The sequence below is a fragment of the Sulfitobacter sp. M22 genome (genome assembly GCF_021736025.1).
Lineage (GTDB): Bacteria > Pseudomonadota > Alphaproteobacteria > Rhodobacterales > Rhodobacteraceae > Sulfitobacter > Sulfitobacter litoralis.
In genome coordinates, this window is sequence record NZ_WMEC01000002.1 from 195,754 (window position 1) to 206,361 (window position 10,608).

A 10,608-nucleotide genomic window follows, 5' to 3' on the forward strand; every position below is an offset into this window, starting at 1 on the left:
AGGCTAATTGGCAATAAGGGCATGTCTCCAGTCGAACTTCTGGATTCGTGTCTCGCGCGGATTGAGGCGGTGAACCCCCCGGTCACCGGTGTTGTCGCGATAGCTTATGAAGCCGCCCGCGCCCGGGCCAAGGAAGCCGAGGCGCAGGTTATGGCTGGGGACGACCTTCCGCCGCTGCACGGCTTGCCGGTTGGAATCAAGGACCTCGTGGACACCGCTGGACTAACCACGACCTATGGCTCCGAGATGTTCCGCCACAATGTCCCCGAGAAGGACGAGGCGCTTGTGGCAAACCTGCGGACGAAGGGAGCCAACATCTTTGCCAAGACAAACACCCCGGAACATGGGGCAGGGGGGAACACGTTCAACCCGGTTTATGGCGTCAGCGGCAACCCCTTCTTTCCTTCGCGTACCTGTGGCGGATCGTCCGGCGGGTCTGCCGTGGCGTTAGCGACAGGTATGATGCCGCTGGCCCATGGGTCGGACAATGCCGGAAGCCTTCGCATTCCGGCATCCTTTTGCGGTGTCGTCGGGATGCGTCCCACAGCAGGCATCGTTGCATCGGACAAGCGGATGATCGGTTCGACGCACTTTCCCGTCCAGGGGCCAATGGCACGGACGGCAGAAGACACGCTGTTCATGCTGAAGGCCATGGCGACGTCGGATCCAATGGATCCTCTGGCCTCATTCATGGATTACTCGCACGACCGGCCCGTCGACCTGTCGAGCCTGCGCGTGGCCGTGTCGGAAGACTTAGGCTTCGCCCCGCTCGAAGACAGCCTGCGCGCGGTCTTCCGCGAGCGCTTGGGTCTGTTCGGATCGGCCTTCCGCGAGGTCGCGGATGCGTCACCTGAGATGGAGAATGTCGATCACCTCTACGAAGTGCTGCGGGCCGTCAGCTATATCGGCATGTACAACAAGCGGGAGCAGGAGCACCCCGGCAAGTGGGGTCGGCTGGTCGCCCAGAACCTGGAACATTCCTCGCAGTTCTCGATCACGGATGTTGGCCAGGCGATGGCGGACCAGACGGACCTGTACCGCCGCGCGCAGCTGTTCTTCCGGGAATTTGACCTGTTGATCACGCCAACCGTCGGCGTGTCACCCTGGCCGAAGCACGAGGTCTATCCTTCGGTCGTCAACGGCCGTCCGATGGCGAACTATTTCGAATATGTCGGCCTGACCTATGCGATCACGCTGCTTAACCATCCGGCCATTTCCATTCCCTGCGGCGTCGACCGCGAGGGCATGCCCTTCGGAATCCAGATCGTCGGACGCCGGAACGAAGATCTGAGGGTCATGCACGCGGCGATCACGCTGGAACAGCTTCTGGCCCGCAACCCGATGACGGCTCGTCCGCTTCCTGACCTCGTGGCCCTAGAGAAGGTCAAGGTTCGGGACGAGATGGAGCCGGTCGTATGATCCTGTCCCCTGCTTCCTCCGTGTGCGCCGGTCTGCCAGTGCGCGCGTCGAAGGTGCGGGTGGACCGGCCCCCGCATTTCACGAGGAGGAGGAATTGGAACTTGAAGATGCGCGTGAGGGCCGACAGCGAGACATTTCGCGACAAGGCGACGAACACCATCCGTGAAGCAATCATGTCGCTTCATTACCGGCCGGGCGAGGCGCTGATTGAAAGGCACCTGTGTGAGGAGACAGGTGTCAGTCGGACTCTGGTTCGCGAGGCATTGCGCTTGCTGGAGGCCGAGGGGCTAGTCCGACGCGAAAACTCCCGAGGCCTCGTGGTCACCGAGCTGTCGCCGGACGAAGTGCGCGACATCTTCGACTTGCGCCTCATCCTGGAAGCGACCCTTTTGCGGCGATTCATCGCCAAGGCCAACAAGGAAGATACTGAAAAGATGAGCCGACTGCTGGACCAGGCCCTAGTTGCGGCCGAAAAGAACAGCAAAGACTACACTAGCTTCATCAGTCGGTTTGTCCACCTGATCTGGACCGGTGGCGGAAATGCGATGGCCGTGCAAATTTTGGAGTCCCTTCGAAGTCGGATAAATTACGTCCGGGTCATGCTGTTCCGCGCAACAACTCAGGATGAGCACAGGATAACCATCGGGCTTCTGCGGTTGGTCACGCAATCTGTGGCGGACGGAGAGACCAACGCGGCGGTCGATACTTATTGCCGTTATCTGAAGCGCGCAGAGGACCGGGCCATCGGCATAATAGAGGATCGCAAGGCCTCTGGGCGAGATACCCGCGTCTCCAAAAAAGACCGCAAGAAAGGCTGAAGAAGACAATGGTAGTCGACGCGCGAAATAGCACCATCGCGAGAGCGAAGAATTACTTGGCCTCTGGCGAGTTCTTGGACACGCTTGGAAGGCTAGTTGCGGTGCAGACCGAAAGCCATCCGCCCTCGCGCAAGCCCGAATTGGAACGGTACTGTCACGAGGTGATGGGCCCGTACCTGAAGAACCTTGGCTTTAAGATCGACATCTTCGAGAACCCGCTGCCGCAGCACGGCCCCTTTCTCGTCGCGCGTCGACATGAGGATACCGCCCTGCCGACGACCTTAGTCTACGGGCATGGCGACGTGGTGCGCGCTATGCCCGAACGCTGGCGCGAAGACTTGGACCCATGGGTTTTAAAAGTCGAGGGCAAGCGGGTCTACGGACGGGGTACGGTAGACAATAAGGGCCAGCACCTAATCGCAATTGAGGGCCTGCGCGCCGTGATCGAGGAACGCGGATCCCTTGGTTTCAATGCCACGGTGCTGATCGAAATGGGCGAAGAGGCGGGATCGCCGGGGCTTCGAAAATTTTTAGAAGACAAGAAGGACATTCTGGCAGCGGATGTCTTCATCGCGCTGGACGGGCCGCGCCAGAGTATGGAGGTGGCCGATATCACCCTGGGCACACGTGGCGGTCTAGGTGTCGATCTGGTCGTTAACCTGCGCGAGGGTAGCCACCATTCTGGACACTGGGGCGGGCTTCTGAAGGATCCGGCGGTGGTCCTAGCCCATGCGATCTCCACTATCATTTCTCGCGATGGCCGCATTCTGGTTGAGGGATGGCGCCCCAAGAAAGTTCCTCAGTCTGTACGCGAGGCGAGCCGCAAGGTGAAGGTCAAGGACCTGCCCGGCGCACCCGCCCCGGACGAAGGGTGGGGTGAGCCGGGGGTGAGCCGGGCCGAACGTATCTATGCTTGGAACAGCGCCATCGTGCTGTCCATGATCTGCGGCCAGCCGGAAAACCCGGTGCCCGCGGTCCCCGGCTATGCCAAGTCGCGCATCCAGTTGCGACACACGGTCGACACGAAAGCCGACGATGTGGCTCCGGCGCTGCGCAAACATCTGGACGAGCACGGCTTTTCCGAGGTCGAGGTGCAGCTGATCACCGAACGAGACATGTTTCCGCCGTCGCGCACCGATCCCGAGCATCCCTGGGTGCAGCTGGTCGCCAAGTCGATGACGCAGACGATGGACGATGATCCGAACATAATTCCCACCATTGGTGCCTCAGGCCCGTCGGAATTCTTCAAGCAGACGCTCGGGGTTCCGGTCATGTGGCTGCCTCAGAGCTATGGCGGCTGCGGCCAGCACGGGCCGAACGAACATGGGCTGATTGACCTGTACGATGACGGGCTGGCCATGATGGCCGGGATCTTCTGGGACATCGGCGAGGTCGCGGAAAGCGAGCGCGAGCCACTGAAAAACAAGTGAACGCAGGGCAGGGGACCCAAGCAGGTTTTCATCTCCATAAACTTAGAAGCCTAAGTATATCTTGGCCCCCACAAGATGGGGGCATATCCGACAACCAAAAGGGAGAACAACCACATGAAGACGAACAGAAACGGCCTGATTGCCGGAGCGATGAGCGCGCTTGCGGTCCTCGGTACGGCGGTTCCCGCCGCGGCCCAAGACGACAAGCTGCTGATGGTGACCAGCACCTTCCCGATGACCTCTCCGACGCCTTACGCCGAGAGTAACGCGCAGATGTATTCGGTCTGGTGCCAGACCTATGGCTGCCTGGGGCGCTACAACTACGCCACCAAAGAATATGAAGGCATCCTGGTGGAAACCTGGGAAATCGTCGACGACAACACTTGGCGCTTCAAGCTGCGGGAGGGTTTGGTCCGTCACGATGGTGGCCCCGGCCCGACAACGACGGATGTGCTGCATTCCTATCATCGTGTACTGAACGATCCGGCAAGCACCCAGAAGAACATCTTCAGCGAGGTCAAGACAATCCGCGAAGTGGACGAACACACCTTCGAGATCGTCACGACAAAGCCGCTGGCGTCGCTGCTGTCCTACATCTTCGACCGTTTCATCATCACCAGCGCCGAACTGGCCGAGGACAGCGCGTCACCGGACGAGGACGCGCCCTATGGCTGGGGTCCGTACAAGCTCGCGTCCTATACGCTCGATCAAGAAATCGCGCTGGAGAAGAACGACGATTTCCCTGGTATCGCCGAGACCGCGCCCGACATCGCCGTTTACCGGCAGATCCGCGAGGCGGAGCAGCGTGTGACCGCGCTGATGAATGGCGAAGTGCAGATCGCCCGCCTAATCCCGCCGCAGCTGGTGTCGCGGATCGAAGGGAGCGAGTCCATCGACACAGTGCAGAGCCCGTCGATCGAACAGATGTTTTTGGCGTTCAACCCCAAGTTCGAACCCTGGACCGACAAGCGAGTGCGCCAGGCGGCAGCTCATGCCATCAATAAGGACCTGATCATCGACCGGTTCCTGATGGGTCTTGCGGACAAGCTGGACGGTCCCCTGGGTGAACAGCAGATCTGCTACACCGGGCCGCTCGATTTCGTCATTGACTATGATCCCGAGAAGTCGCGAGAACTTCTGGTCGAGGCCGGGTACGAAGACGGCGGACCGTCGATCGAGTTCATGACCGCTTCGGGCCGCTACATCTCGGACCGGCAGGTTTCCGAAATCGTGACGCAGATGTTGACCGAAGTCGGGTTCGAAGTTGATCTGCAGGTGCCGGAATACGCCAATCTGACCGCCGCGATGCGCGCCGGTGAACTGCCGATGTACTACCTCGGCCGGGGCCTGTTTCTGGACCCGTCGGAGCCGCTGTCGCAGTACCTTGAATCCGATATCACGCAGCGGATCGGCTACACCAACCTTGAGCTGGACGCGCTGCTGCAGCAGGAACGCCAGACCCTGGATCCGGAAGAGCGCTGCCAGATCGTCCGGCAGGCGGCCGAACTAATCGCCGAAGAGGTGCCGATGTTCTTCATGTGGTCGCACCGCCTAGTGCACGGAGTGCAGAAGGGCATTGAGTGGAATGCCAGCGCCGACGGCGAAATCTGGCTGTCCGACGTGAAAATGTCAATGTAAGCCATGGGCTTGCATAGGACCCGCGGCGGCAAGATCGTCGCGGGTCGGCATGCAACGACATTTGGGAGCATACGGTTGTTACACCTAATCACGACAAGGCTGCTCGGAGCGATCCCGGTCCTCCTGCTTGTGACAATGGCCATCTTCGGTCTTCTCAGGTTGGCTCCGGGCGATGCGGCGGAATTGCTGCTGCCCGACGACGCGACCGAGGAGCAGGTCGCCGAAACACGCGAGGACTGGGGCCTAGATCGTCCGGTTTGGGTGCAATACGGTCAGTTTTTAAGCAATCTTGCCCGGTTCGACTTGGGTGAATCCTATCGCTACCGTGCGCCGGTGTTCGAACTGATCGGAGAGCGCTTGCCCGCTACGCTCGAACTGTCGTTCTACGCACTGCTTCTGGCCATCGTGATCGCCGTGCCGCTTGGTATGCTCGCGGCCCTGAACAAGGGCAAGGTGATCGATGCGATCGTGTCCGTGCTGTCCATTTCAGGGGTAAGCGCACCGTCATTCTGGGTCGGCATCCTTCTTGTGCTCTTCTTCTCAGGATACATGAACCTGTTCCCGTCCAGCGGCCGGCTGCCCTATGGCGTTTCCGTGCCGACGGTGACCGGCTTCGTCACCATTGATGCGCTATTGGCCGGCTCCTTCGAGACCTGCTTCCAGGCGCTGCGATACTTGGCCTTGCCCGCCCTGACACTGACGCTTGCCATGATCGGGATAATTTCCCGGATCACGCGTGCTGCGGTGATCGATGCGGGTCAGGAAGAGCATGTGTTCACCGCGGTCGCCAAGGGCATGAAGCGGCGGTCGATCGTCCGGCGCCACCTGATGCCGAACGCGGCCATCCCGATCGTCACCATCATCGGGCTTGAACTGGGCGCACTGATCAGCGGGTCCATCATCGTCGAAGTAGTGTTCTCGTGGCCGGGCATCGGAACCCTGCTGTTCCAGTCGATCAGCGTGAGGGACATGCCCCTGACGACCGGGGTCGTGGCTTCCTACACCATCCTGTTCATCGCGCTGAACCTGCTGATCGACATCTTCTACGTCCTGATCGACCCGCGCCTGCGCAACAACAAGGCCTGACCATGAAGTTCGATTTCTTCAACCTCAAGTTCCTCATCGGGGCCTTCCTGCTGGGCTTCATCCTGTTCCTGGCGGTCTTCGGAAACCTGCTGACGCCCTTCGGGGCCAACCGGCAGAACCTCCTGGCTTCGCTGCTGCCGCCACTGACGGACGGGCATCTCTTGGGCACCGACCACCTGGGCCGCGATATTCTGGCGCGCATGATCTCGGGTGCCCGCGTATCTCTCGCCATCGCGGCGTCGGTCGTGGTCATTTCGGGGGTCGTCGGTGTCACCATCGGCGCGCTGTCTGGCTACCTGCGGGGTGCATGGGATCTTGTCACGCAGAAAATCGTGGAATCCTTCTGGGCCTTTCCGCCGATCCTGCTCGCCATCGCGATCCTCGCCTTCCTGGGGCAGAGCCTGACTAACGTGATTTTCGCGCTCGTGATCCAGCGGTGGATTCCCTATTCGCGGATGGCCCGCGCGCAAGCGATGGTCCTGCGGTCACTAGCCTACGTTGAATCATCCCGCGTGATGGGGGGAGGGCTTTTGTGGGTCATCCGGCGGCACATCCTGCCGAACCTGATGGCTTCGGCGATCATCGTCGGCACCTTTTCCATGGCCACCGCAATCCTGGCAGAGGCCTCGCTGAGCTTTCTCGGCCTGGGTGTCCCGCCGCAGATTGCCACCTGGGGCGGCATGCTGGCCGAAGGCCGGTCCTACATCACGCGAGCCTGGTGGTTGGCCGTGATGCCCGGCGCGGGGATATTCATGACCGTGCTGTCCCTGAACCTTCTGGGGGACTGGCTGCGTGACCAGTATGACCCGAAAAAGACACTGAACCTGATATGATACCAGATACAAACACCCAAACCGCCCCCCGGGGCGCCGCGAACAGGACCGATCCGCCGGTACTGTCCGCGCGCAACCTGTCGTTGTTCGTCCGTGAGGGGCGCAAGCGGATCAAGATTGTGTCCGACGTGTCCTTCGACATCAAGGCGGGCGAGTTTTTCTCTCTAGTTGGGGAAAGCGGTTCGGGCAAAACGATGATCGCCCGTGGAATCATGCGGCTGCTTCCGTCGTCACTGCTGGAGATCGAGGGCGAACTTGATTTCTGCGGTGACTCGCTTATCACCTTGCCGGAGTCGCGAATGCGCAGGCTGCGGGGCGGCGCGATCTCGATGATCTTCCAAGAGCCGATGAGTTCGCTCAATCCGCTGATGCCGATCGGGCACCAGATCGAGGAAACGCTGGAACTGCACAGCACGCAGTCCAAGAAACAGCGAGCCGAACGAATCGAGACGTTGCTGTCTGAGGTGCGGTTCGATGACCCGGCCAAGATCGCGCGGCTGTTTCCACATGAACTGTCTGGCGGGATGCGCCAGCGCGCCATGATCGCGATGGCGCTGGCCAACAATCCCAAGCTGCTGATCGCCGACGAACCGACGACCGCGCTGGACGTGACCATTCAGCGCGAGGTAATGGAGATCATCCAGAGGCTCCGCCAGAAACACGGTCTCTCGGTGCTCTTCATCTCGCACGACCTGTCGCTAGTACATCAATACACGGATAGGGTCGGGGTGTTGTACGGCGGTGTCCTGATGGAAACTGGGACTGAGACAGACGTGATCGGCCGTTCGGCGCATCCATACACCGAGGCGCTTCTGAACTGTGCGCCGGGGCGCCGGGTCGATGGCAAACGACGGCAAGGTATCCCCGGCACCGTTCCGTCGCCCCTTGACTGGGATGTCGGCTGCCGGTTCCGGGACCGCTGTGCCAAGGCAGATGCCGCCTGCACCGAAGCTCCCATACCCGTCAAAGAGCTGAGCCCGCAATGGTGCGCCAGATGCTTGAGGCCTTCTCAATGATACAGACCAGTCCGACCGTCTCCATGTCTGCCCGAGATATCCGGAAGACCTTCCACCGCTCCAACGGCTGGTTCGCCCCGCCGACCGAGACCAGGGCTCTGCAGGGAGTTAGTTTCGATGTGCAACCCGGAGAGATCTTCGGCATCGTCGGCGAAAGCGGATGCGGAAAATCGACCTTGGCCCGCGTGCTTGTAGGTCTGGAGGAACCTGACGCCGGAAGTCTATCGCTGGCCGGACGCGACCTGTTCGGACCCGGCGTCTCGGGTGTACCCCCGGTGCGGCGCGGCATACAGATGGTATTCCAGGATCCCTATGCGTCTCTCAACCCGCGCATGCGCATTGGCGAGGCCATCGCTGAGGGACTGGCGATTGCCGGCACGGCGAAATCCGAACGGGACGACCGGGTGGCGGAGACCCTGTCGCTGGTCGGGCTGTCACCGGATGCGTCACAGAAACACCCATTCCAGTTTTCCGGCGGTCAGCGGCAGCGCATCTGCATCGCGCGGGCCCTGGTGATGGAACCGTCGTTTTTGGTTGCGGACGAGGCGGTTTCCGCTCTCGACATCTCGGTTCAGATGCAAATTTTGAACATGCTGTTAGATCTGCGCGACCGGATCGGGCTGTCGATCATATTCATTACACACGACATCTCTGTCGTAGAATATCTCTGCGATACGGTAATGGTAATGTACAGAGGCCAGGCGGTCGAGCGGGGGCGTACACAGGACGTTCTGGACAATCCGCAGGACAGCTACACCCGTTCACTGATCTCCTCGGTTCCGCGTCTACACCATTAGTTCTGCACAGGCTAGCAATTGGCAGGTCCGGAACAATCCTTTGCGCCCTGCGGGCTCGCATCGAAAGGCAAGTGCCGTCGATCTCACTTAGCTAAGTTTTGCGGAAACAAAGCAGTTTGATTGCGGATGATGTAGGTCAGATTGAGGTGACAGAGCCGTCCTTTTTCCGATGGCCAAACGACGAACCTAAGAATATCTTTCTTCGATTACATAACTAACCTTATAAGTACAAATCTTGTGTCGCGGCGCGCGCTACCCTCAAGTGCGACTCTTGTTAGAAAACAGTAGTTTATCTAATGAGAGGAATCGGTATGGGAGCCGTTTACGAGCAACTGAGTATCACAGAACGACGCAAGATAGAACGCTGGAGACACGCGAAGGTCCCAGTTGACGAGATGGCGCGCGTTCTGAAGCGCTGCAGATCAACGATATTTCGCGAGCTAAAGCGTAACCATTTCTCGGACGAAAACAGTAACCACGCCATTGATACCGCGGTTCACGCGGCTTGATTGTCGGCTTCTTGTGGCAACGCCTTCCAGTTCCACGGCAGCAGCTCATCCAGCTTGTTGATCTTGTGGTCGTGGATACGGTCGAGAACGTCCGCGAGATAGGCCTGTGGATCGAGGCCATTTAGCTTTGCCGTCTCGATAATAGTCATAGCGCGGGCCAAGGTTTCCGCACCTGTGTCGGCCCCTGCAAAGAGCCAGTTCTTTCGCCCAATACCGATGGGGCGCAGAGCCCGCTCTGCTGGATTGTTGTCGATGGCCACTCGACCGTCAGTTAAGAAGAGGCTGAAGGCATCCCTTCGACTGAGGCCATAGCGGAAGGCCTTGGCCAGATCGCTCTTGCCGGGAATGCGCATGAGCTGTTGTTCGGACCAATCAAAGAAGGCCTCCACCCTTGGTCGGCTAAGCCTTTGACGGGCCGCAAGGCGAGCCTCTGCGGACTGGCCGTTAATGTCACGCTCGATATCGTAGAACTTACCGATCCGGTCGAGCGCCTCGTGCGCGATCTCGGACTTGGTTGAGGTCCAAAAGTCGTGGAAGTCTCGTCGTAGGTGCGCCCAACAGGCCGCCTCGCGCAAACGCGGCGGGCCATCGGATTGAGGCGCGTAGAGCTTGGCATAGCCCTTGTAGCCGTCTGCTTGCAGAATGCCGCGGGCATCGGCCAGATGGCTTAGAACGTGCTCTTCTTTCCAGTTGGGCGCGAACCGATAGACAGTGCCAGGTGGCGCGGCTCCCGCCCACGGGCGCTGGTCACGCACGTAGGCCCAGATCCGGCCTTGCTTCACGCCTTTACCCAACCCTTTGTCTCTTCGGGAACGGTCCAATACCCGGATTGGGGTATCGTCCGCGTGTAGAAGGTCGCTGCTCAGGATGTCCGCATCGATCCGCTCGATCAGCGGCGATAGTGTCTTCATGGCGCGGCCGCACCAACCTACGAGTGTGCTTTCGGGAATGTCGGCCCCCATCCGCTCGAAGATTTCATGCTGGCGGTAAAGAGGAAGATGGTCGTCGAACTTCGAGACCAGCACATGCGCCAGGAGGTTCGGCCCGGCCATGCTGCCCGGG

General features: G+C 60.1%; 9 protein-coding genes and 1 pseudogene. 9 read left to right on the forward strand and 1 reads right to left on the reverse strand.

The window, feature by feature from the left end:
- Window positions 1-21: 21 nt before the first annotated feature.
- The 9 genes and pseudogenes from GLP52_RS16265 to GLP52_RS19545 form a co-directional block, all read left to right on the forward strand.
- A complete protein-coding gene (locus tag GLP52_RS16265; RefSeq protein WP_237273761.1) occupies window positions 22-1,419 on the forward strand; it encodes an amidase in 1,398 nt (465 codons plus the stop codon).
- A complete protein-coding gene (locus tag GLP52_RS16270; RefSeq protein ID WP_237273762.1) occupies window positions 1,416-2,237 on the forward strand; it encodes a GntR family transcriptional regulator in 822 nt (273 codons plus the stop codon). Before GLP52_RS16265 ends, GLP52_RS16270 begins: the two co-directional genes overlap by 4 nt.
- Window positions 2,238-2,245: 8 nt before the next feature.
- The gene (locus tag GLP52_RS16275) at window positions 2,246-3,667 is read left to right on the forward strand and encodes a M20/M25/M40 family metallo-hydrolase (protein WP_237273763.1); all 1,422 of its coding nucleotides are present in this window, start codon (window positions 2,246-2,248) and stop codon (window positions 3,665-3,667) included.
- Between the two features lie 114 nt (window positions 3,668-3,781).
- Window positions 3,782-5,305 (forward strand): ABC transporter substrate-binding protein, encoded by a 1,524-nt coding sequence (locus GLP52_RS16280; protein ID WP_237273764.1) that lies wholly within the window; start codon window positions 3,782-3,784, stop codon window positions 5,303-5,305.
- A 75-nt stretch (window positions 5,306-5,380) separates the two neighbouring features.
- On the forward strand, window positions 5,381-6,391 hold the full coding sequence (locus GLP52_RS16285) for an ABC transporter permease (RefSeq protein ID WP_272903640.1): 1,011 nt from the start codon (window positions 5,381-5,383) through the stop codon (window positions 6,389-6,391).
- A 2-nt stretch (window positions 6,392-6,393) separates the two neighbouring features.
- A complete protein-coding gene (locus GLP52_RS16290) occupies window positions 6,394-7,224 on the forward strand; it encodes an ABC transporter permease (protein WP_237273766.1) in 831 nt (276 codons plus the stop codon).
- Window positions 7,221-8,240, forward strand: coding sequence for an ABC transporter ATP-binding protein (locus tag GLP52_RS16295; RefSeq protein ID WP_237273767.1), 1,020 nt, complete (start codon window positions 7,221-7,223; stop codon window positions 8,238-8,240). The genes GLP52_RS16290 and GLP52_RS16295 overlap by 4 nt, the downstream gene beginning before the upstream one ends.
- Window positions 8,237-9,037 carry an ATP-binding cassette domain-containing protein gene (locus GLP52_RS16300; protein WP_237273768.1) on the forward strand — a complete coding sequence of 267 codons (801 nt, stop codon included), beginning with the start codon at window positions 8,237-8,239 and terminating at the stop codon, window positions 9,035-9,037. The genes GLP52_RS16295 and GLP52_RS16300 overlap by 4 nt, the downstream gene beginning before the upstream one ends.
- A gap of 311 nt (window positions 9,038-9,348) precedes the next feature.
- Window positions 9,349-9,504: pseudogene (locus GLP52_RS19545) on the forward strand (helix-turn-helix domain-containing protein); the annotation flags it as partial.
- A gap of 29 nt (window positions 9,505-9,533) precedes the next feature.
- Here GLP52_RS19545 and tnpC read toward each other — a convergent pair.
- Window positions 9,534-10,608, reverse strand: a 1,075-nt coding sequence (tnpC, locus tag GLP52_RS16305) for an IS66 family transposase (protein ID WP_237273769.1), incomplete at its 5' end; no start/stop codon positions are given.